The organism is Collinsella sp. AM16-21 (assembly GCF_003471905.1).
Lineage (GTDB): Bacteria > Actinomycetota > Coriobacteriia > Coriobacteriales > Coriobacteriaceae > Collinsella.
In genome coordinates this window covers 61,701-83,738 of the sequence record NZ_QRKJ01000006.1, presented here as the reverse complement: position 1 = coordinate 83,738, position 22,038 = coordinate 61,701, and the positions used below count along the sequence as shown (strand labels likewise).

22 protein-coding genes are annotated in these 22,038 nt (G+C 58.9%); 8 read left to right on the top strand and 14 right to left on the bottom strand.

Translation table 11 applies throughout. The features are described 5' to 3' along the window. Positions 1-438 precede the first annotated feature (438 nt). Positions 439-1,230 (top strand): ThiF family adenylyltransferase, encoded by a 792-nt coding sequence (locus DW180_RS04745; RefSeq protein ID WP_369831519.1) that lies wholly within the window; start codon positions 439-441, stop codon positions 1,228-1,230. Positions 1,231-1,243: 13 nt separating this feature from the next. Beyond that, entirely contained in the window at positions 1,244-2,026 is a 783-nt protein-coding gene (locus DW180_RS04740) for a TatD family hydrolase (RefSeq protein WP_118237673.1), read from the top strand. A 263-nt stretch (positions 2,027-2,289) separates the two neighbouring features. On the opposite strand, the gene DW180_RS04735 is transcribed toward DW180_RS04740, so the two are convergent. From DW180_RS04735 to DW180_RS04720, 4 genes are all read right to left on the bottom strand, one after another. Further along, positions 2,290-2,949 (bottom strand): HAD family hydrolase, encoded by a 660-nt coding sequence (locus DW180_RS04735; protein WP_369831518.1) that lies wholly within the window; start codon positions 2,947-2,949, stop codon positions 2,290-2,292. 63 nt (positions 2,950-3,012) lie between these two features. Continuing rightward, positions 3,013-3,855, bottom strand: a complete 843-nt coding sequence (locus tag DW180_RS04730) for a Cof-type HAD-IIB family hydrolase (RefSeq protein WP_199569879.1) — start codon at positions 3,853-3,855, stop codon at positions 3,013-3,015. A 237-nt stretch (positions 3,856-4,092) separates the two neighbouring features. Further along, positions 4,093-5,787: a glucose-6-phosphate isomerase gene (pgi, locus tag DW180_RS04725; RefSeq protein WP_118237667.1), complete on the bottom strand. Its 1,695-nt coding sequence runs from the start codon at positions 5,785-5,787 to the stop codon at positions 4,093-4,095. A gap of 199 nt (positions 5,788-5,986) precedes the next feature. After that, entirely contained in the window at positions 5,987-6,511 is a 525-nt protein-coding gene (locus tag DW180_RS04720) for an iron-containing alcohol dehydrogenase (RefSeq protein ID WP_158561608.1), read from the bottom strand. Between the two features lie 202 nt (positions 6,512-6,713). Here DW180_RS04720 and DW180_RS04715 point away from each other — a divergent pair, with 202 nt between their 5' ends. Then, a complete protein-coding gene (locus DW180_RS04715) occupies positions 6,714-8,240 on the top strand; it encodes a DNA repair protein (RefSeq protein ID WP_369831521.1) in 1,527 nt (508 codons plus the stop codon). Beyond that, positions 8,233-8,658 carry a hypothetical protein gene (locus DW180_RS04710; protein ID WP_233508865.1) on the top strand — a complete coding sequence of 142 codons (426 nt, stop codon included), beginning with the start codon at positions 8,233-8,235 and terminating at the stop codon, positions 8,656-8,658. Before DW180_RS04715 ends, DW180_RS04710 begins: the two co-directional genes overlap by 8 nt. A 26-nt stretch (positions 8,659-8,684) precedes the next feature. Here DW180_RS04710 and DW180_RS04705 read toward each other — a convergent pair whose 3' ends face one another. Continuing rightward, a complete protein-coding gene (locus DW180_RS04705) occupies positions 8,685-9,068 on the bottom strand; it encodes a heavy-metal-associated domain-containing protein (protein ID WP_117758553.1) in 384 nt (127 codons plus the stop codon). Positions 9,069-9,242: 174 nt separating this feature from the next. Here DW180_RS04705 and DW180_RS04700 point away from each other — a divergent pair, with 174 nt between their 5' ends. Both DW180_RS04700 and DW180_RS04695 read left to right on the top strand, forming a co-directional pair. Further along, the gene (locus DW180_RS04700; RefSeq protein WP_117758554.1) at positions 9,243-9,947 is read left to right on the top strand and encodes a DUF3793 family protein; all 705 of its coding nucleotides are present in this window, start codon (positions 9,243-9,245) and stop codon (positions 9,945-9,947) included. Positions 9,948-9,993: 46 nt separating this feature from the next. Beyond that, a complete protein-coding gene (locus tag DW180_RS04695; RefSeq protein ID WP_117758555.1) occupies positions 9,994-10,413 on the top strand; it encodes a flavodoxin in 420 nt (139 codons plus the stop codon). A 132-nt stretch (positions 10,414-10,545) separates the two neighbouring features. Here the strand turns inward: DW180_RS04695 and DW180_RS04690 are convergent, their stop codons facing one another. From DW180_RS04690 to DW180_RS04665, 6 genes are all read right to left on the bottom strand, one after another. Beyond that, on the bottom strand, positions 10,546-11,295 hold the full coding sequence (locus DW180_RS04690; protein WP_118237665.1) for an amino acid ABC transporter ATP-binding protein: 750 nt from the start codon (positions 11,293-11,295) through the stop codon (positions 10,546-10,548). Positions 11,296-11,307: 12 nt separating this feature from the next. Then, complete coding sequence (locus DW180_RS04685) at positions 11,308-12,669, bottom strand: ABC transporter permease subunit (RefSeq protein WP_233545178.1); 1,362 nt, start codon at positions 12,667-12,669, stop codon at positions 11,308-11,310. A gap of 117 nt (positions 12,670-12,786) precedes the next feature. Further along, entirely contained in the window at positions 12,787-13,647 is an 861-nt protein-coding gene (locus DW180_RS04680; protein WP_117637466.1) for an ABC transporter substrate-binding protein, read from the bottom strand. 147 nt (positions 13,648-13,794) lie between these two features. Beyond that, on the bottom strand, positions 13,795-14,661 hold the full coding sequence (locus DW180_RS04675) for a deoxyribonuclease IV (protein WP_118237661.1): 867 nt from the start codon (positions 14,659-14,661) through the stop codon (positions 13,795-13,797). 143 nt (positions 14,662-14,804) lie between these two features. Then, the gene (locus DW180_RS04670) at positions 14,805-15,824 is read right to left on the bottom strand and encodes a Gfo/Idh/MocA family protein (RefSeq protein ID WP_233539677.1); all 1,020 of its coding nucleotides are present in this window, start codon (positions 15,822-15,824) and stop codon (positions 14,805-14,807) included. Between the two features lie 90 nt (positions 15,825-15,914). Next, the gene (locus tag DW180_RS04665) at positions 15,915-17,105 is read right to left on the bottom strand and encodes an aldo/keto reductase (RefSeq protein ID WP_118094508.1); all 1,191 of its coding nucleotides are present in this window, start codon (positions 17,103-17,105) and stop codon (positions 15,915-15,917) included. Between the two features lie 163 nt (positions 17,106-17,268). On the opposite strand from DW180_RS04665, the gene DW180_RS04660 reads away from it, so the two are divergent. Then, positions 17,269-18,039, top strand: a complete 771-nt coding sequence (locus tag DW180_RS04660; protein WP_117646577.1) for a cyclase family protein — start codon at positions 17,269-17,271, stop codon at positions 18,037-18,039. A gap of 117 nt (positions 18,040-18,156) precedes the next feature. After that, the gene (locus tag DW180_RS04655; RefSeq protein WP_233539676.1) at positions 18,157-19,071 is read left to right on the top strand and encodes a ketopantoate reductase family protein; all 915 of its coding nucleotides are present in this window, start codon (positions 18,157-18,159) and stop codon (positions 19,069-19,071) included. A gap of 108 nt (positions 19,072-19,179) precedes the next feature. Here the strand turns inward: DW180_RS04655 and DW180_RS04650 are convergent, their stop codons facing one another. The 3 genes from DW180_RS04650 to DW180_RS04640 form a co-directional block, all read right to left on the bottom strand. Next, a complete protein-coding gene (locus DW180_RS04650) occupies positions 19,180-19,386 on the bottom strand; it encodes a hypothetical protein (RefSeq protein ID WP_118094506.1) in 207 nt (68 codons plus the stop codon). A gap of 191 nt (positions 19,387-19,577) precedes the next feature. Next, the gene (locus tag DW180_RS04645) at positions 19,578-20,354 is read right to left on the bottom strand and encodes a hypothetical protein (RefSeq protein ID WP_117735792.1); all 777 of its coding nucleotides are present in this window, start codon (positions 20,352-20,354) and stop codon (positions 19,578-19,580) included. Between the two features lie 311 nt (positions 20,355-20,665). Beyond that, positions 20,666-21,976, bottom strand: a complete 1,311-nt coding sequence (locus DW180_RS04640) for an O-acetylhomoserine aminocarboxypropyltransferase/cysteine synthase family protein (protein WP_118237659.1) — start codon at positions 21,974-21,976, stop codon at positions 20,666-20,668. Between the last annotated feature and the right edge of the window lie 62 nt (positions 21,977-22,038).

The window sequence follows — 22,038 nt, the reverse complement described above, 5'->3', positions numbered from 1 at the left end:
ATGACGCGCACACTATACTTGATATTTAGATGTTTGTCTAATTATCTAATAGCAATGTTATGTATAGAACATTCGTTCGTTTTTAGATACAATGGGTCCAGAAGCAGATGGGCCAGCTCCCTCTTCCCAAGAAGGAGATGGACTATGAGTATTAACGATGTCCTGACGTTGTTGTTGCTTGTAATCGCGGCTGTGGAGCTCGGCATCCACATTGGAGGTCGAATGAAATAGCCGCCCCCGCGTAATGCGAAGACGGCCACTTCTCACGCTACAAACGTGTTTGGGAGTTGGCTAACCCGCTGCAACGGGTGCCATCTGCTTCATCTTATGCGAATCCCTGCCTCATTTCAACAAGCCCCTAGGGCTCAAATGGAATCGCGATAATACCTATAATGGCGATAGCTAAAACACGATTCGCTTCCCCATCGGAGGATGTCTATGACCGAAACTGCTGCACTCGTCGAGACACGCGACACCAAGCTCGAGATCATCATGGGCCGCGAGGCACTCGACAAGCTCGCCAACACCACGGTGCTGATACTCGGCTGCGGAGGCGTGGGCTCTAACTGCTGCGAGGCACTTGCCCGCGGCGGCATCGGGCATTTTGTGATTCTGGACAAGGACATCATCGCGCCCAGCAATATCAATCGCCAGTCCATCGCCTTTCACAGCACCGTCGGCAAGCGCAAGGTCGATGTTATGGAAGCCATGATCCACGATATCAATCCCGCCACCACCGTCATCAAGCGAACTGAATATCTGCTGAGCGACAATATCGACGAGTTCTTTACGAGCGTTTTTGAGCAGACGGGCGGCAAGCTCGACTACGTCGTCGACGCCATCGACACCATCTCGGCCAAGCTCACCATTGCCAAATATGCTCAAGATCACGACATTCGTTTGGTTAGCTCTATGGGCGGGGCCAACAAGCTGCATCCCGAATGCTTGCGTTTTGCCGATATCTTTGACACCGTGCGCGACCCCATGAGCCGCATTATGCGCAAAGAATGTAAGAAGCGCGGAATCAAGAGCCTGCACGTGCTGTTTAGCTGTGAGGAATCGGTTAAAACCCAACCCCGCGACCCGTCCAACATCCACGAGCGTACCGAGTTGGGAACCGCGAGCTTTATGCCGCCCATCATGGGCCAGATGATCGCCGGCGAGGTTATCCGAGAGATCAGCGGACGCGGCACCGAGCACGTGCGCGCCGACGGCCAGCGCTTGGACTAGCAGGGATGCCGCGATGGAGCCGCAGTTGTTTGATGCACACTGTCATCTTGATTTGATGGCCTGCCCGGATACCGTTGCCGATGAGACGACGGCACTGGGCCTGGGTCTATTTGACTGCGGCGTCGACCCACGCGACTTCGCGGCAGCAAAAACACGCGCCAGTCACCACCCGAACATCATCGCGGGCGCCGGCCTCCATCCCTGGTGGCTCGCCGACGGCCGCTGCGGTCCTGCCGAAGTCAATCTGCTTTGCGAAGTTGCTGACCAAGAGCGCTATATCGGCGAGGTAGGACTCGACTTTTCCGCGCGCTTTGCCGGAAGCGAACCGCTTCAAATACAGGCACTTGACCGTCTCTGCGATGCACTCGTGCAGTACCCTCTCGCCGGGCGCGTGATATCAATTCACGCTGTTCGTTCGGCAGGAACCGTACTGGACGCCCTTGAGTCATATGGATTACTCACCCCAAGCCCCAACTCCCCCGCCATCATCTTCCACTGGTTTAGCGGCACCTCGGACGAACTCGTCCGCGCGCGCGATGCAGGCTGCTATTTTTCCGTCAGCGAGCGCATGCTCGCCACCAAGCGCGGTCGTGAATATGCCCGACAGATTCCACTCGACCGCCTGCTGTTCGAAACCGACGCTCCGGCCGAGCCGCAAGCGGATACAAGCGCACGGCAGCTCATCGCATCGCTAAAAAGCGTCTCCCGGCGCATCGCCGAACTTAAAAACTGCGCTGTGGAGAGCGTCGAATCGATTGCTTTGGGGAATTCGCACTCCATTTTTGACTTCCGCTGACCCCGGTGGGCAAAAAATGCCAAATATGAGTACTGTTGCAAAGCTAGTCACATTATTTTGCAACAAATTAGCGCCTTGTTAATGTACATCAGTTCATTAACAAGGCGCTTTAACATGGGCAAAGCCATATCAAGCAGACTTTAATCATCCCCAGACACTCAACTAGGGTCTCAAAGGCTTGATTTTGCTGTTACCAAAATAGTGACAGTACTCATATTTGGCATTTTTTGCCCACTCGCTCCCAGAAAGGCCCCAAAGACCCCCTAAGAAAGCTCAAGCAGCTCCGGCAGCTGGTCGATAATCTTGTCCGCGGCATCCTGGCTAAAGCCAAAGCGCTCCTCGCGCTTGGCAATGACCGTCAGGCCGGCTCGCTTACCCGCGGTAATGCCCGGAACGGAATCCTCAACGCAGCAGCAGCGATTCGCGGGCAGCCCCAGCAGGTCCAGCGCATGCAGGTAGATATCGGGCTCGGGCTTGCTCTCCTTAAACTGTTCGCCGCTCACCACGTACTCAAAGGCATCCGACAGACCACATGCATCGAGTACTTCCTCGATGCTGTCCATGGGAGACGAACTCGCCAACGCCACGCGAACGCCGCGGCGCGGCAACTCTCGAATCGTATCCACAGCGCCCGGGTTAATCAAAGCCTGATAGTCGCGCGGACGCTTATGCGCCCACTCGTCCCAACGGGCCAACGCTTCCTCGCCAGTGAAGTGCCCTTTACCGGCGCGCTCAAACCAATCGACCAGCATATGCAGGAAGAACTGATGCGAGGTACCGACCTGTCCATTCAACTCCTCTTGAGTCAGATTCAACCCAAGCTCCTTGGCAAACGCGGCAGTCTCCCCCAGGTAGTAATACTCGGTATCGACGATGACGCCATCCATGTCAAAGATAACGGCGTCGAACGGAAATGCGGACACGGCACCCTCCCTAACAAAAGGGCGCCCGCAAGCGGACGCCCGAACCATGCACTATCGGCGATTCTAACCCAGCAGCTTATCCAACGCCACCGCAATGCCATCTTCGTTGTTATTGGCGGTCACCATCTGGGCAACTGCCTTAACCTCATCGACGGCGTTGCCCATGGCAACACCGGTGCCGGCCCACTCAATCATGGACTTGTCGTTCTGGCCGTCGCCAAACGATACGACCTCACTGGCGTCGATGCCAAGCTTGGGCAGGGCACCATCGAGCGCACGGGCCTTGTCGATACCGGGCGCCGTGTACTCAAAGTACCAGTCGGCCGTAAACATGCCCGAAAGCGTCTGGGTAAAGGGCGCATACATCTCCTCGTAATGCGCCTGCAGATAGGTCGGATCGCCCGCCGTCAGCAGCTTGTCCACGGGATAAGTATCCACGACCTCATGCAAGCTCTCGACCTCACGGATCTTAAGGTCGCAGGCATCGCGCTCGTATTTGACGATGTTTTTCTGCGAGCCGTCAGGCAGCGTGACCATGCAATGGTACGAGTCCTCGACGTGCAAATCGCGACCGAGCGAAATCATAGGGATCACGTCAAAATTGCGCAGATGATCAATCAGACGGTGCAGCTCGTCAGCCGGCATGGCTTGGTCAAAAAGGACCTCATCGGTCTGAGCGTCGACCACATGCGCGCCATTAAAGGCAACTAACAGACCGTCATGGTTTTGAAGGTCGAGCTCCTGCGCCAAGGCGTGAAGACCCCAGGCGGGACGACCCGAAGCCAAGATGAGCTTAATACCCGATTCCTGCGCCGCGAGCAGCTTCTCGCGCGTACGCGGGCTGATCACCTTCTGGTCGTTGGTGAGCGTACCGTCGATATCCATTGCGATGGCCTTAATTGCCATATGCGCCTCCCTGTCATTGAGCAACCTTGTCTGAGCCATCATACAGAACACCCACGGCGGCGCTGTTTGCAACGGGAAAAATGTCATATTGTCCCGAACATGGCCGGCGCGCCTTCGACGATTGCGATGCCCGTCGAGGCGCCTCCCGATACATTCCATCCTATCCAAATAGCAAAGGGCCCGCATCCCAACGGATACGGGCCCTTGTCGGCTATGCGTTAGTTTTCGCAGCGAATCCTACTTGCGGTGAGCGCGGTAGAACTCGATAAGCGCCTGGGTCGAAGCGTCCTGCTCGGCCTTGGCGGCATCGTCGTGAAAGGCAGGGGTGATCTGCTTGGCAAGCTGCTTGCCCAACTCAACGCCCCACTGGTCGTAAGAGTCGATGCCCCAGACCGTGCCCTCGACAAACGTGATGTGCTCGTACAGGGCGATGAGCTCGCCGAGTGCGAACGGGGTCAGCGTGTCGCCGAAGATCGAGGTCGTCGGGCGGTTACCCTCAAAGCAACGAGCCGGGACGATCTGCTCGGGCGTGCCCTCGGCACGAACCTCGTCGGCTGTCTTGCCAAAGGCGAGTGCCTTGGTCTGGGCCAGGAAGTTGCCCAGGAACAGCTCGTGCACGTCCTGACCGCTATCGGTCGCAGGGTTGGCGGTATTGGCGAAGGCGATGAAATCGGCCGGGACCACCACGGTGCCCTGGTGCAGCAGCTGGTAGAAGGCGTGCTGGCCGTTGGTGCCGGGCTCGCCCCAGAAGATCTCACCGGTGTCGGAGGTCACGGCGCTGCCGTCCCAGCGGACATGCTTGCCGTTGGACTCCATGGTGAGCTGCTGCAGGTAGGCCGGGAAACGATGCAGGTACTGGCAGTACGGCAGCACGGCGTGGCTCTTGGAACCGAAGAAGTTGACGTACCAGACGTTGAGCAGGCCCATCAGCGCAACGACGTTGTTCTCGAGCGGCGTGTTGCAGAAGTACTCGTCGATGGCGTGGAAGCCCTCGAGGAACTGCTGGAAGCGCTCGGGGCCGAGCACGACGATCAGCGACAGGCCCACGGCGGAGTCGACGGAGTAGCGGCCGCCGACCCAATTCCAGAAACCGAAGGCGTTAGCGGGGTCGATGCCGAAGGCCTCGACCTTCTCGAGTGCGGTGGAAACGGCGACGAAGTGCTTTGCCACGGCCTCGGCGTTCTGCTCATCGGAGCCATCGATGGCGCCCTGAGCCTTGAGCTGCTCGAGCATCCAGGTCTTGACCTCGCGAGCGTTGGTGAGGGTCTCGAGCGTGGTGAAGGTCTTGGAGACGATGATCACGAGCGTGGTCTCGGGATCCAGGCCCTTGAGCTTCTCTGCCTGGTCATTGGGATCGATGTTAGAGATGTAGCGGCAGTCGATACCGGCGTCGGCATAGGGGCGCAGAGCCTCGTAAGCCATGACCGGGCCCAGATCGGAGCCGCCGATGCCGATGGACACCAGGTGCTCAATCTTCTTGCCGGTAACGCCCTTCCACTCACCGGAGCGCACGCGCTCGGCGAAGGCATACATGCGATCGAGGACCTCGTGCACGTCGGCGACGACATCCTGGCCGTCAACGATGAGCTGCCCCTTCTCGCTTGCCGGGCGGCGAAGCGCGGTGTGCAGGACGGCGCGGTCCTCGGTGGTGTTGATGTGCTCGCCGGAGAACATGGCGTCGCGGCGCTCCTCGAGCTTCACCTCGCGGGCAAGATCGCACAGCAGCTTGACGGTCTCATCGGTCACCAGGTTCTTGGACAGATCGAAGTGAAGGTCGCCGGCGTCAAAGCTCAACTTATTCACGCGGTCGGCGTCAGCGGCGAACCAGGCCTTGAGGTCGATGCCCTCGGCCTCAAGCTTCTCCTGATGAGCCTCGAGTGCCTTCCAAGCGGCAGTCGACGTAGCATCGATAGGTGCGGCAACAGTTGCCATAGAGTCCTCCTCAGCATACGGGCGCACGCCTCCATGCGCCCGGACATTCAGATGCCACTATTCTAGCGCAGGTCAAGACTACAATCAGCGAGCGTTGCCAATCGGCCCCCAAACGGCAACCGAACAAAAAGGGACAGGTTTATTTTGGCAGGTCAAACGCTTTACCAACCAAAAATAACCCGTCCCTTTATGGCAAATATTAGGCCGCAGCGCAGACGCTACCGAGCAACTCACGCAGAGGAGACCCGATGTCCTCCAGCAGTTCGGGCGCGATAATGGCAAAAACGGGGACCTCGCCGGTGCCCACGACAGCAGGCACCTTGCCCTCCGAGACAATGCATCCATAAGGCACAAAGCCGTCTTCGTCGGCATCGAGCGCCGCCATGCGACGCGCGAGCTCGCGCGCAAAGCCAGCAGTATCGGCATCGCCAATCGCCAGGACAAAGTTTACGCCTTCGTCGGTCGCCAGGGCCACGGCTTCGTCGATCAGCTCGTCTCCCCCGTCGCCCTCAAACGAGCCGCAGCGGAAAAGCACACGCTCGAGTAGGGCTCGATCAAGCGAGCCAAGTGCCGCCGAGACAAGCTCATCGCGCGTATGCTTGTCACCGCCCAGCACAACCAGCGCCTTGGTGCCACCGTAGTGAGCGACCAATCGTCCGCACCAGCGAGCCACATCCCCATCCGCAACCAAGCGCGTCGGCATACCAAACCCATAGTTGACCATTATCCCCACAACCCTTCCGTGCGTATAGGCGGTATCAATCGTTAGGCTCATGCTACGAAGCGAGGTTTTCCGAGCTGTTTCGCTCTCTTTAGAGCTGCGTTAAAAAACCCGATGCAACCGCACGACCATACCCGCCAAAGAGGGACAGGTTTTGACGATGTCCGCGCAAGCAGGTATTATCGAACATGTATTCGATAAGAACATGTGTTTGATGGGAGGACGCGTGGGACACGAGCGTCACACCTATATCTGCATCGACCTTAAGACGTTTTACGCCAGTGTCGAGTGCGTCGACCGCGGACTCGACCCACTCACTACGTGCCTGGTCGTTGCCGACGAATCGCGCGGGCGCACGACCATCTGCCTCGCCATCACACAGGCTATGAAGGACCTCGGGATACACAATCGCTGCCGTCTGTTCGAGATTCCCGACGGCATCGACTGCATCAAGGCCGTACCGCGCATGCAGCACTACATGGAGGTGTCGGCGAAAATCTACGGCATCTATCTGGAATACGTGAGTCCGCAAGACATTCACGTCTACTCCATCGACGAATGCTTTATCGACGTGACGCCCTATCTGGACCTCTATCACACCGATGCGGAAGGGTTCGCCTGCATGTTACGCGACGAAGTCCTCGCGCGCACGGGCATCACGGCAACGGTCGGGATCGGCCCCAACCTATTTCAGGCCAAGGTGGCGCTCGACATTACCGCCAAGCACGTACCCAGCCGCATCGGCATACTCGACGACGAGACCTTTCGCAAAGAGATCTGGCCTCATCGTCCCATTACCGATATCTGGGGCATCGGCCCCGGCGTGGCAGCCCGCCTCGAAAAGTACGGCGTCTACGATCTGATGGGCGTCGCCGCGCTCGACGAAAACCTGCTTTACGATGAGCTCGGCGTCAATGCCGAATATCTTATCGACCACGCCTTTGGGCGCGAGCCAACGACCATCGCCGATATCCAAGCCTATCGCCCGCAAGCGACCTCGACCACCACGGGGCAGGTGCTCTCGAAGGGCTATGCCTACGAGCAGGCCTACACCGTCTTGCGCGAAATGGTCGATGCCGCCGTGCTGGATTTGATCGACAAGCACGTGGTGTGCGACAGCATCTCGCTCTTTGTGGGCTATGCAAGCGAGCGCGCCGACATACGCCGGCTCAACGCCAGCGGCACGGCGCAGTATATAGACGGCTGCGGACACCTGCGCTCGAGTACCTCGGGCATCGAACCCGCAGCGACCGACGGCTCCGAGCTCGCGCCCCGTGCTCCCAAGCCCGTCCAGCGCGATGACGAAAGGCGTCGCCTGGTGCGCGAAGCGCAGGCAATCGATGGCATCTTTGTGGGAGAGCATGGCGGCAAACCGCGTGGTGGCTATGCCGCACTCTTTGCGCACTCCAACGCCTCGCGAAAGCTGCCCGAGCGCACTAATTCGTTTAAGAAAATCATGGGGTATTTCGATGACCTTTGGGCACAAACGGTCGATCCCAAACGACCGGTCAAGCGCATCAACCTGGGATTTGGCAACCTCATGCCCGAGGAATTTGCCACCATCGATCTGTTCAGCGATATCGAGGCCGATGAGCGCGAGCGCGATCTGGCGCGCGCCGTCCTGGCCGTGAAAGACAAGTACGGCAAGAACGCGCTCGTCAAGGGATTAAGCTTTACCGCCGGCGCCACCGCGCGCGAACGCAACGATCAGGTAGGAGGACATCGTGCCTAAGTCCCAACAACAGCCGATGCGGCCACCGACGCCTTTTGAACGTCTAGCGGACCCCGAGGGAAGACGTCGATCCGCCGACCCCAAGCTCACCGCCAACGGCGCCGTCCGTGCCGGCCGTGCCGCGCAGTTTATGCCCTTTGCCGCCCTCACGGGATACTACGAACTCGTGCGCAAGCAGGAAATCACCGTCGAGCCAAAACGTGAGCTCACGGAAGAAAAAGCCCTCGTGCTCTCTAAAAAACTCGAGGGTCTCAAACGTAGCGACTTGGTTCGTGTCACCTATTACGATACATACGGCTATCGCAGCCGCACCGGCATCCTCGACGAGGCGCTCCCCGCCTTCAAGCTCCTCAAGCTCCGAGACATCGCCATCGACTTCGACGACATCCAAGACATCGAGCTGCGCGGACGAGCCTAGCCAAGGAAGCGCACCCAGAGCGACGCTTACAGCGTCATGACGTAGTAACCCGCATCTCTCACGGCAGTCTCAAGGACACCGCGATTGATCGGCCGCTTGGAGCGCACACGCGCTGTGTGGTCCGCGTACGTTACCGTAGCCCACACACCATCCAGCGCATTGAGGGCATTGGCTACGTTCTGAGCGCAGCCGTCACAGCTCATGCCGCCGATGAGCAGCTCATCGCTATAGGGATAGTGTGACGCATCGGTATCCACCACAACAACCTTTTTGGCCTTCTTGCCGCTCGCACCATCGCTGCAACAACTCTTCCCGTGTGTCGAAGCGGCAATGCGACGCAGTCCAAAAAACATGCCGACGGCAATGACGGCCAGCACGATGAGATTCGCAGGGTTGAGCAAGTCACTCATGCGCCCCCCTTTCAAGTAGCACTATCTAGATACCCCCATGGGGTGTCCCCATCTTAACCCAAAATCATGTCTGTTCGGTCAATTAGTTTCCCTCTTCAAACTTTTTTGTTGACCATGGCTTACTTTCGTGTATAAGTTTTCCTAGGCTAACAGTTTAGATCCGTAAGGAGCGCCGTGACTCGAACCATAGACATCCCAACGTTTCAGGCAGCAATCGTGCGCAACTGCTCTCCCACGCTCGCGGGCATCAAGCCGGCATCGCTCTTTACCTATCCCGGCGTCTACGCAAGTCAAAACGGCAAGCCCGGCAACCCCCATATCGAAGTGCGTCGTACACATCTCCTTGCCGTCATAGCTCAATGCAACCGAGAACTCCAACCGTTCGGCATCCACACGAGCGTCTTGGTCTGGCGCCCCTGCGGAGCGCTCATCTATGTGTACCGCCCTGCGGACCTCATGCGATACCTCTCCGACCCCCGCGCCACGACGGCGCTTGCCGCCGAAGGTTACGATGTCCACAACCTGCCCGCATCCCTGGTGCATCTCGCCGCGCGCATCACGCTGGCAAGCAGCAATGCCACGGAAAGCGCCTGCGCCGACGGACCATGCGTTCTTGCGCAGAGCGAACCTTGCGGCGACGGCTGCACCTGCGAGTTTCCTCACGAAATTGGCTATTTTTTGGGATATCCCTACGAAGATGTGCGTCAATTTATCGTCCAGCATGGCGAGAACTACAAGGTCTTTGGACCTTGGAAGGTCTACACGAATGTCGGGCAAGCGCTTGCGACGTTCGAATCCTACCGCGCTTGCACGCAACACCTCACCCATGTCTATCAGCAGGGCCATAGCCTGGCAAAACTTGCCCAGGCAACCCGATAGAACATACAAACCGCGGCCGCACGCCGCACAACCGAAAGGACAACACATGAGCAAGATCGCGGTCGTCTACTGGAGCGGCACGGGCAACACCGAGGCCATGGCAAACCTCGTTGCCGAGGGCGCGACGTCAGTCGGCGCCGAGACAGATGTCATCTCCTGCGCCGACTTCTCCGCCGACAAGGCCACCGGCTATGACGCCTTCGCCTTCGGCTGCCCCGCCATGGGCTCCGAGGAGCTCGAGTACGATGAGTTCCAGCCGATGTGGGACGAAGTCAAGGAAACCCTCGGCGACAAGAAGGTCGTCCTCTTTGGCTCTTATTCGTGGGCCGAGGGCGAATGGATGGACAACTGGAAGGCGGATGCCGACGAGGCAGGTGTCAACGTCGTCGATTCCGTCATTTGCTACGACGCCCCCGACGATGAGGGCGAGGCGGCCTGCAAGGCTCTGGGAGCGGAGCTGGCCTAACGAAGCCGGCATAAAGTCTCAAAGCAGCTGACAGCCGAGCACCGCACAACAACAGTCGCTCATGCCCAAACAAAAACGGGGCCGGATACATATCCGGTCCCCGTTTGTTATATCGACAACCTCGAGGCGCCGCTACGAGATATTGCCCAAAAACGCCTTGGTGCGCTCGCTCTTGGGATGGTCAAAGACCTCGCTCGGCGTACCCTCTTCCACGATAACGCCGCCGTCCATAAAGACGACGCGATCGGCGACGTCACGGGCAAAGCCCATCTCGTGCGTCACGACGATCATGGTCATGCCGTCGCGGGCCAAGTCGCGCATAACGCCCAGCACGTCGCGGACGAGCTCTGGGTCGAGCGCGGACGTGGCCTCGTCAAAGAGCATCACGTGCGGGTTCATCGATAGGGCACGGGCGATGGCCACGCGCTGCTGCTGGCCGCCCGAAAGCTGACTCGGCATAAAGTCGATGCGCTCGGCAAGACCAACCTTGGTCAGTTCCTCGACGGCGATCTTCTCGGCCTCTTCCTTGCTGCGCTTGAGCACCTTTTGCTGCGCGAGCATGACGTTCTTTTTGACCGACAGGTGCGGGAACAAATTGAACTGCTGGAACACCATGCCCAAATGCGTACGCACCTTGTTAAGGTCGACGCCCTTGGCGCACATGTTCACGCCCTCAACGACGATCGAACCGCTCGTGGGGTCCTCCAGGCGGTTGATGCAGCGCAGCATCGTCGACTTGCCCGAGCCCGAAGGACCCAACACAACGACAACCTCGCCCTTATGCACGTCCAGATCGATATCGCGCAGAACTACGTTGTCGCCAAAGGCCTTCTGAAGGTTCTTGATGCTGACGACAACCTCGTTGGAATTCGTTTCACTCATGCCAGGACCTCCTTACAGACCGGCGATATGATCGGCGGGCGTGGCGACAACCTGCCCAGCGCTCTTGTTGGGACGCTTTTTCTTGGTCTCGGTCGTCCCCAAAAGCCTCGCCTCAAGACCGCTCACCAAGCGCGCAAGCGGCAGGGTAATAACCAGATAGAACAGGGCGGCAACCACATACGGCGTAATGGAGCCCGTCGTGGCCACGATGGTACGGGCGTTCATGACGATCTCGACCACGCCCACGGCGGCGAGCAGCGACGTATCCTTGTAGAGCAGGATAAACTCGCTGGTCAACGTAGGCAGAACATTGCGGAACGTCTGCGGAATCATAACGTAGAGTAGTGTCTGGAAGGCATTCATGCCCAGCGAGCGAGCAGCCTCGTTTTGACCCTTAGGAATCGACTGAATACCGGCACGGAAGATCTCGCACAGATACGCAGACGAGTTCATGGCCATGACGATGACGCCCAGGACATAATCATCCACCTTGACGCCGGCCAGTGGCAGGCCAAAGAACGCGATATAGATCTGCAGGAACGCCGGCGTGCCGCGGATGATATTCACGTAGATGCCGGCAAGGCAGCGCAGGATGCGCGACTTGGAGATGCGCATGAGCGACAACGCAAAACCGAAGGGAATTGCCAACGGGAACGCCACAAGCACGATCGAGAGCGACATGAGGAAGCCCTTGAAGACGATCGGCAGGCTCTGGACCAAAATAACCGGGTTCAGGAACAGGCGGAGGAACATATTTGAGTTCCACGCCTCGATCCACGGCTGCTCCTTAAGGTCGGCCAGGAAGTTATCGAATGCCGTCACGCCCTTGATCTCCACCGACGGAATCTTGGAGATCTTCTTGGTCGAGCCGTCAGCCAAGATGTAGGTTCCGCTAAAGGCCTCGTCGCCGCCCTCGACGGGGAAGGTCACGCCGTAGACCTCGACACGGAAATAGCCGCCGGCCGGAGCCGTCTCGCCAAAATCGATCTTGAGCGTCTGGCCGTCGACCTTGCACGTAGGCTTCATGGGCGTACGGTCCATGAGGTCATCGCCCGAGAGCATCGTCAATCGCGTGTCATCGGCACCAAACGTCGTGCCGTCGACAAACGTCAGCGAAAGACCGCTCAGCTCCTCGTCGGCATCGGCCTGAACTTCCCAGGTAATTCGCGTCTCGGTGCCGCCGACCACAGCGCTGCCCGAACCGGTATTGGGTCGGGCGGTGATCTTTGCGGTCTCAAGCGCCTGGGCGGTCGTGGGCGCATATGCCCCCGCGCACACCAGCGCGAGCGCCACGGCCATGACGCAGGCTAGCTTTTGGAGCAAGGCGGGCAGTGGAAAACGCTGCTCCGCGGCTCCTTTGTTCAGTCGAGACAAGGTGGCTCCTATCGTAGAAGTTGCCGGCAAAACGAGACGGAAACGCTCTCCGTCAAGAAAAGCGCAAAGGCCCTCTCCGCAAAACGGAAAGGGCCCGCGCGCAATCAAGTGACTATTTTACTTGATGTTGTACTTAGCCATGAGGGCGTCAACGGTACCGTCATCGGTCAGGTCCTTGATGGCCTGGTTGATGTCGTCCTTGAGCTTAGTGTTGCCCTGGTTGATGGCGATGGCGTACTCCTCGCCGGTGCTGATCTGCTTGATGGTCTGGCAGGTGTTGAACTGCTCGGCGGTCAGCTGGCTGGCGACGGAGCGGTTGGTCACCACGGCGTCACCCTTATCGGACTGCAGGGCGCTGAAGCACTCGGTGGCGTCCTTGTAGGGAACAATCTTGGCCTTGGGGAAGTTCTCCTGGGCAAAGGCCTCGGCGGTCGAGCCAGACTGGACGATGATGGTAGCGTCGGCGTTGTTGAGCTTCTCGCTGTAGTTGTCGGCCGTGATGTCGGTGTTATCGACCTTGGTCACGATAGCCTGATCGTCCATGTAGTAGGAATCAGAGAAAGTGACTTCCTTCTCACGCTCGGGCGTGTCGGTGATAGCCGCGATGGAAACGTCATACTTGGCGCCCGAAGCGACGCCCGGAACCAGCGTGTCAAAGTCATTGTTGACATACTCGACATCCAGGCCCAGCTTGTCGCCGATAGCCTTGATGAGCTCAAGGTCAAAGCCCTGATAATCGCCGTTGTCATCCTTGTACTCAAACGGAGCGTACTCGGCAGAGGTGCCGACGGTGAGCGTACCGTCCTTGACGAGTGCATACTCCTTGGAGCCGTCGACCTTCTCGACCTTCGCGTTGTCAGAGCTGCTGGAACCGGCATCGGAACCAGAGGTGGCGTTGGACGAACCACAGCCCGTCAGTGCAAGAGCGAGCGCCATGGCGCCCGTGGCTGCAAACGCGCCAAGCTTCTTGAGCTTCATAATCAGTCTCCTTCCAGTGACCCCGTTTGATTCAGAGGTCTGCAAAAACTGTTGGCTATTATGCACCCGGAATTACGAATCTGCAATGAGAAAACTGATTGAAACAAACCCATAACGTGAATGGAATACTCCACTTAGCAACAGTCATTACTGCTGCAATGACCTTAACAGTTTGATTTCAGCTGCATAACCTGCAAGTTCGTTCGGCGTCTCCAAAATAAATGGAAGTGCACGCAAGCGGCTATTCGATACAATATTCTGCATAACCTGCATACCGCCACCAAACTCTTCACTACCCAGGTAGCCCTTGCCAATGCACTCGTGGCGATCCTTATGGGCGCCGCAGGGGTTCTTGGAGTCATTGATATGCACGGCGCGCAAGCGCTCGATACCCACCACGCGGTCGAACTCGTCGAGTACGCCGTCCAGATCATGGATGATGTCGTAGCCGGCATCGCTCACATGGCAGGTGTCCAAACAAACGCCCAGCTTATCGGATAGCTCTGGACACTTGGCGGCAACGCCCTCGATAATGCACGCCAGCTCTTCAAAGCTACGGCCCACCTCGGTGCCCTTACCCGCCATGGTCTCGAGCAATACCGTCGTCTGCTGTCCCTCAAACATCACCTGGCACAGCGTGTCGACAATCATCTGAATGCCGGCGTCTGCCCCCTGTCCCACATGCGCACCGGGATGGAAGTTGTAGTAGTTGCCGGGCAGTGCTTCCAGACGCTGCAAATCTTCCGCCATAGCCTCCAAGGCAAACTCGCGCGCTCGCTCCTTAGCGGAGCAGGGGTTATAGGTATACGGGGCATGCGCCACCAGCGGTCCAAAGTCGTTTTGCGCCATAAGCTCGCGCAGAGCCGCCACGTCATCCATGTCAAGGTCTTTTGCCTTGCCACCGCGCGGGTTGCGCGTAAAGAACGCAAAGGTATTGGCACCAATGGACAACGCCGTCTCCCCCATTGCCCGATAGCCCTTCGTCGTCGAAAGATGACACCCGATCGTTAGCATCTCCAGCTCCCCTCATCAGTTGCGGTGAAATACGGTCTATTGGTGCCTTATTTTGGCGCAAACAGACCGTATTCCACCGCAAGATATAAAAGGGGCATCAGGGGCACGGTCCGCCGAGCCCCCTTGAGCAGCAGCACCGCAGCCTAGAGCGTCAAGCGAATCGCATCGATGATCTGCGCGCAGCGCTGTGTGGCGGCAAGGGGCATGACGGGACTCTCGAGTTTCCCCGCCCGGATGAGCTGAGTCGCATGCGAAGCTTCGCCGTAAAAATCATCGACCTCAAATGGGGCGTCGATTTCGAGCACTCGACCGTCGGAGTACTTCACATGGGCGAGCTCGGGGCGATGGAGGCGCTCGATTTCCAACGAACCCCGTTCGCAGGCAATCGTTAAGCGGCTTTCATATGCTGCTTTGCCGTCGCACACCATATGAATGGGTATACCGCCGACACTCATATGAATCTCATCGGCCCAATCCACGCGGCCGCCCGATACGTCACGCCAGCGAACTTCACGAGACGAAACATCGCACGCACCCGCAAGCAAATCCTCAAACCACCCGACCGCATAGCAGCCCATGTCATATAGACAGCCGCCCTGCAACGGATCGAGCAGATAACTCGAAGGGGACTCACCATAATCGAGTTTTTGCACGCTTTCGATCGAGACGATACAGCCGAGCTCGCCCGACGCAAGCAAGTCCTCCACGCGAGTGCGCATCGGGCAAAACCGATTCTTCATCGCCTCCATAAACAGCACGCCGCACTCGCGAGAGGCGGAGGCAATCGAGAGAGCCTCTTCCTCACTCAAAACGGCCGGCTTTTCGCACAGCACGGCCTTTCCGGCGCGCAGCGCGCGACAGGCCCAACGCGTATGCATACCATGCGGAAGAGCCAAGTAGATTGCGTCGACATCGGGGTCGGCAATCAGCGCATCATAAGCCGCATCGCCGCCATCGTCAGCCGTGACATAACTGTGCGCAGCATCGATCGAAAACGCCCTGCAAAACTCCTCAACATGCGAAGGAGTGCGACCGGCGGCAGCCACAAGCCGTGCCCTGTCGACCTTCTTGAGCGACGATGCAAATCGATGCGAAATGTGCCCAGCGCCCAAAACGCCCCAACGAACCTCACGCAAATCATCACATGAATCCCGATGGCCCACGACAGCTCCCTTCAGTTGCGACGAAATAGTTCCTGCTATCGCCCTATTCTGCCGTAAACAGGAACTATTCCATCACAAGATATAAAAGGGTCATGAGGAGCGAGTTTTGCTGAAGACTTTAAGCGCGGCCGTTACGGGGCCAGGCTGGAAACGTCGGCGCACATCGTCGAGACGCTCGGGAATATCGATGTGCTGCGGGCAGTGACGTGCGCATTTGCCGCACTTGACGCAATTGCTCACGAGCTTGGGCTCGCTCGTGCGCACCGCGCTCGCCGTAAAGTATTGCGACAGCCCCGTAAACCAGCTGTGCGCATAGCTCGCGTTGTAAGCGGCAAAGCAGCCGGGAATGTTAATACCCTTGGGACATGGCATGCAGTAGCCGCATCCCGTGCAGGGCACGCGATTCGATTTTTCAAACTCCGCCAGCACACGTGCGATGGTATCGAGCTGCTCTGTCGTCATCGAATTCGGCAGTGCGCGATCCGCCAATGCCGCGTTCTCGTCCACCTGTGCGGTATCGGTCATGCCCGAAAGCAGCATCGTGACCTGAGGATGGTTCCACACCCACGAAAGTCCCCAGGCGGCAGGAGTGCGCAAATGCGGGTCACGGGCGCCATCGAGCGCGGCGCGGGCCCGCGGAGGCAGCTTGCCCGCCAGGCGTCCACCCAAAAGCGGCTCCATCACAAACACCGCGAGCCCGCGCTCCGCAGCCGCCATGAGTCCCGCCGTTCCCGCTTGGTAGCGCTCTCCAGCGTAGTTGTACTGGATCTGGCAAAAATCCCAGTCATACGCGTCAAGCATCGTGAGGAAGTCCGCGGCGCTGCCGTGGTACGAAAAACCTATCTGGCGAATACGCCCCGCAGCCTTTTGGTGCGCAATCCAGTCCTCGATGCCCAACGCCACCACGCGCTCCCACTGGGCGGGCGAGGTGATGTTGTGCATAAGGTAGTAGTCAATATGGTCGGTCCGCAAACGGTGCCGCTGCTCGTCAAAAAAGCGGTCGAAATCCTCCGCACATTTGCACGAAGCGTGCGGCAACTTAGTCGCCAGCAACACCCGGTCGCGCAGCCCCAAGCGCTCAAGTGAGGCGCCCACGCACACCTCGTTACCGGGATAGAGATACGCGGTATCCAGATAATTAATCCCCTGCTCCACCGCACGGGAAATGATGGCATCGGATGTCTTCGCATCGGGGTGTCCCGGCGCACCGGGAAATCTCATGCAGCCCAGACCCAGAGCGGATATTCGGTTACCACTTTTGGGGTCAACGCGGTATTGCACGGCCCCTCCTTTCGCCATCAGCACCCCGGCAAGACGAAACACAATGGTCACGCGGCCGAAACATCGTGGAATCGCAATCGAGAACGTATCGTAACGCAGCAGAAATCGAGCTGTCACGGCACCGCTTTAACATCAGCAAAAAGCCCGATGAAAGGAACCGCCCATGCCCGCGCTCGACCTTTGGAACCTCGCCTCCCAGCTCAAAAGCAACGATTATCGCTGGGTCGACCTCACCCACACGCTCTCATGCGACACCCCGCACTGGTTTGGCTTTAAGCCATTTGAGTCCACCAAGCTCTTCGACTACCTGCCCGGCACGCCCGAGGACATGCTCGCGCCCATGCGTTGCTTCCAGTATTCGGTCGCCTCGCAGTACGGCACCCACGTCGACGCGCCGCGCCACTTCCATGTCGAGGGTCGTTCCCTTGGCGAGATTGAACCCATCGAGTTTATGCATCCGCTCTGCGTGATCGACAAGCATGAGGAGTGCGCCGCGAATCCCGACTTTATCCTGACCATCGAGGACCTCAAAGCCTGGGAGGATGAGCACGGTCGCATTCCCGAGGACGCTTTCGTCGCCTTCCGCTCCGACTGGTCCAAGCTCGCCGACCTCGAGAACAAGGACGAGGACGGCCAGCCCCACTACCCCGGCTGGGACCTCGGCGCCATCAAGTGGCTCGTTGAAGAGCGCGACATCGGCGCCATCGGCCACGAGCCGGCTGACACCGACCCGGCGAGCGTGACCACGCGTGAGGACGCCTACCCCTACCCCGGCGAACAGTACATCCTCTCGGTCGACCGCTATCAGATCGAGGTCATGGACCATCTAGACGAGCTTCCCGCCACGGGCGCCGTCATCTTCTGCACCTTCCCCAAGGTGCGTGATGGCGTCGGATATCCCGCACGTGTCTTTGCGGTCTGCCCCGCGTCATAAGTTCCCATGCGTTTGTTCTTCTAAATACGGCCATCCGGTGCACGCGACATGGCCCGGCGGCATACAATCCATCAGGCGCCCCATACGCGGGCGCCTTTTTATGGGGAGATGATTCACATGCAGATCAACAAGGTCGCCTTCATCGGCAAGGGCGGCGTGGGCCTGCTCTACGGCAGCATGATCGCCCAAGCGCTCGGCAACGACGCCGTCGAATACGTTATGGACGACGCGCGCTTTGAGCGCCACGCAGGTGATGCGCTCACCGTCAACGGCAAGCCCTGCGCGCTCAAGTCCGTCCGCGCGAGCGAGGCGACGCCCGTCGACCTGGTCATCCTCACGGTCAAGACAACCGGGCTCGATGTGGTGCTCAAAACCCTGGAAAGCGTCGTGGGACCCGACACGCTGATCGCGTCGCTGTGCAACGGCATCACGAGCGAGCAGAAGATTGCCGAGCGCTTTGGCTGGGAGCACACCGTCCTTGGTATCTGCCAGGGCATGGACGCCGTATTCCTCAACGGGGAGCTCACCTATACCAATGCCGGCGAGATCCGCTTTGGTGCGGCAGCGGGCACCGACCCCGCAACCGTTATCGCCATCGACGAGCTCTACACGCGTTGCGGCATCGCCCATACCGTCGAGCACGACATCGCACATCGCATGTGGGCCAAACTCATGCTCAACGACGGCATCAACCAGACCTGTATGGCCTACGGCGGCACCTACGGAAGCGCTACGGAGCAGGGCTCCGAGCAGCTCCGCAGTTTTGTCTCCGCCATGCGCGAGACGCTTGCAGTCGCCAATGCCGAGGGCATCGAGCTCACCGAGGCAGACCTAACGCAGATGGTGCGTCTCATAAAAGGGCTCGATCCCGCCGGCATGCCCTCGATGGCGCAAGACCGCATCGCTCAACGCAGAACCGAGGTCGAGGAATTTGCGGGTACCATCTGCCGCCTCGCGGCCAAGCACGGTATCCAGGTGCCGCAAAACGAATGGCTCTATTCGCGCATCCGCGAAATCGAGGCCAGCTGGTAACGCCGCCGCACCGCATCCAACAGTCTCAATAGCAAAAACCGCCGCAAAGGGCACTCCCCTTGCGGCGGCTTCCTTCTTCATCTATGGGCAAAACCAGCTTCACAACGGCTAGCGCCGCACCTGCGGCGTCTCGTCCTCGTCATCGCGGCAAAGGGTCACGCCCGCACTTCCCAGCAGCGCTGCTGCGATGAGCGCGCCGACCACAATAGGAGCAGCCCCGCACGAGCCCTGCATGCCTACGACAAGCGCAGCTGTAGGGCCAAGACAGCCAAGTACCAATGCGACGGCGGCGATAGCGATATCTCGAGCGTTCATGAGACCACTTCCTCCACGGGAAAGACTTTGTTTCTCATGACTTAGTGTGCCCCGCGCCCATATGCCCAACGTAGTGCCACGGTAAGGGCTCTGTTAACCCAAATACAAATATAAAACGAGCGCCTTTACGTTGCCCGAAAGCTCGATAAAGACGCCCGCCCATCATGTGCCTATTTTGCTCTGATGGCAGATTACCAACCGGTGTAGTAGTCGGTGGTTCCGGCGGCGCAGCCGGAGTCATAGACCTTGCAATCACCCTTGGAGCCCGTAAAGGTCGAGCCCTGGGCCATATCGCCCGCGGCAACAACGTAATAGCCGTCGGAATCGCGCCAGAAGCCCTCAGAATCCTGCGTCCATTCGCCCGTGCGGTGGTGATACAACACGTTGCTGCTGTAATAGGTCTCACGGCGCCCGTTGTAGTTATTGACACCCGCAGAGCGCGTCAGGCCCGATCCGTTCGCGTAGGACGCGGCAGACGCGTAGGACGGAGTGTAACCGGCGTTGTAGTACGAAGCCTGGGCGGCCTCGGCAGCCTCCGCCTCGGCTGCGGCGGCCTCGAGCGCTTCGCGCTTGGCATTCTCAAGCGCAGTGCGCAGCTCATCGAGCTCGGTCGACTTCGCGTCGACCTCCCCCATCGTCAACAGACTACCCGCACCGTCGATACAACCCTGCAGCACAGCGCGCTCGTCATCGGTAGCATAGTCGCCATACATATTCATAATGATCTGAGCGCGCATCTCAAGGGAATCGCGCTTGGCCTCCATCGAGGCGTTCCACTCCTGCATGGAACCATAACCATCGCCGCGATAATCAACGGGCTGTACCAGCGTCGCCTCGGACGGCGTAGATCCAACCGTATCGGACAGTGTTGCCGCGTGGGCATCAGTTGCGCCGGCGCCTGCCAAAAGTGCCACGGTCAGAGCGGCGGAAAGGGCAGCGGCTTTCGGTTTTCGTGAATCGATCCTCATGTAGCTGGAAACCTCCGTAGTGCGTTTTTGCTGCGTTTGAGCTGCGTGTGATTCGATCGCGCTGCATAGTACCTCGAGCAAATCGCGACCTGCGGTTTTACTCAAAAGGCGCACGTCAATTGCGTAAAACTCACATCCTCTCAACAGGAGTTTTCCACAACTCAAATGCATAAAGCATGCCAAAAACCCTGTAATAGCGCCCTTCCTATGCAAAAAAGACGCCTGCGCAACCATTGCTTGCGCAGGCGCCTTGAGCAGGCATTTATGCAGTTATACCTATCGAGTCGCAAGGGGTCCTTGCACAAGTCGCCTTACTCGTCCAGCACGGCGAAGGCCTGCTTCAGATCCCAAATGATGTCCTCGGCGTTCTCGGTACCGATGGAAAGACGGATCGTGGAGGGCGTGATGTTCTGCTCGGCGAGCTCCTCGGCAGAGAGCTGGGAGTGCGTGGTGGTAGCCGGGTGCACGACGAGCGACTTGACGTCGGCCACGTTGGCGAGCAGCGAGAACACCTGCAGATGATCGATGAACTTCCAGGCAGCCTCCTGGCCACCCTTAATCTCAAAGGTGAAGATCGAAGCGCCGCCGTTGGGGAAGTACTTCTGATAGAGCTCGTGATCGGGGTACTCAGGCAGGCTCGGGTGGTTCACCTTGGCAACGTGGCTGTCGCCGGCAAGGAACTCAACGACCTTCTTGGTGTTCTCGACATGACGGTCAACGCGCAGCGACAGGGTCTCGGTGCCCTGGAGCAGGACCCAGGCGTTGAACGGGCTGATGCAGGCACCCTCGTCACGCAGCAGGATGGCGCGGACATAGGTTGCGAAGGCGGCGGGACCGGCAGCCTCGGCAAACGAGACGCCATGGTAGGAGGGGTTGGGCTCAGCGATCTGGGCGTACTTTCCGCTCGCCTTCCAATCGAAGTTACCGCCGTCGACGATCACACCGCCCAGCGAGGTGCCGTGGCCGCCGATGAACTTGGTTGCGGAGTGGACAACGATGTTGGCGCCATGCTCCAGCGGACGGAACAGATACGGGGTGCCGAAAGTGTTGTCGACGACAACCGGCAGACCGTGCTTCTTGGCGATCTCGGAGATGGCGTCGATGTTGGGGATGTCAGAGTTGGGGTTGCCGAGCGTCTCGAGATAGATGACCGTGGTATTGTCCTTGATGGCACCCTCAACCTCTTCCAGGTTGTGGGCATCGACAAACGTGGTCTCGACGCCAAACTGGGAGAGCGTATGCTCGAGCAGGTTGTAGGAACCGCCGTAGATGGTCTTCTGAGCCACCACGTGGTCACCAGCCTGGGCAAGAGCCTGCAGGGTATAGGTGATGGCAGCGGCACCGGAGGCGACGGCAAGACCGGCCACGCCACCCTCGAGCGCGGCGATACGGTCCTCAAAGACGCCCTGGGTGGAGTTGGTCAGACGGCCGTAGATGTTACCGGCGTCGGCAAGACCAAAGCGATCGGCGGCGTGCTGGGAGTTGCGGAACACATAGCTCGTGGTCTGGTAGATAGGCACGGCGCGGGAGTCGGATGCGGGGTCGGCGCTCTCCTGGCCAACATGAAGCTGCAGGGTATCGAAACCAAAGGTGTGCTCGGGGTTGTTGATGAACTGGCTCATGATGATCTCCTTGATCGAACGAAAGTAAATAAAAAAGAGAGAAGTAAGATGCTGTCTCCTGA